This window comes from Adlercreutzia sp. DFI.6.23, from assembly GCF_024462535.1.
GTDB classification, from domain to species: Bacteria; Actinomycetota; Coriobacteriia; order Coriobacteriales; family Eggerthellaceae; genus Adlercreutzia; species Adlercreutzia rubneri.
In genome coordinates this window covers 1-312 of the sequence record NZ_JANGBP010000376.1, presented here as the reverse complement: position 1 = coordinate 312, position 312 = coordinate 1, and the positions used below count along the sequence as shown (strand labels likewise).

Below are 312 nucleotides of genomic sequence, written 5' to 3'. Positions count from 1 at the left end.
CCTCCGTTTACCCGCCATCGCCCTCGTCTCGTCGGCTCCCGAGAAAGGCCGCGAAACATCTGTAGGAGTCCTCTGACAGGCAGTGCTCCATGCGGCAGGCCTCCGCCGAGGCGGTCTCGGCGTCCACGCCTGACTCGACGAGCAGCCGCTCGAAGAAGCGGTGCTTGTCGAGGGTGGCCTCGGCGAGGCGCCCGCCCTCCTCGGTCAGCCGCACGTCGCGGCCGACCACCTCGGCGAGGCCCCTGCGCGCCAGGTTGCCGTGCGCCTTGGTGACGCTCGGCTTGGCGACGCCCATGCGCTCGGCGATGTCCA

The 312-nt window shown here is 70.8% G+C and carries 1 protein-coding gene; it reads right to left on the bottom strand.

Annotated features, from left to right (window positions below; all coding sequences use genetic code 11):
* Positions 1 to 7: 7 nt before the first annotated feature.
* Positions 8 to 312: metal-dependent transcriptional regulator (locus NE591_RS13785; RefSeq protein ID WP_256156924.1), on the bottom strand; the 305-nt coding region annotated here is incomplete at its 5' end.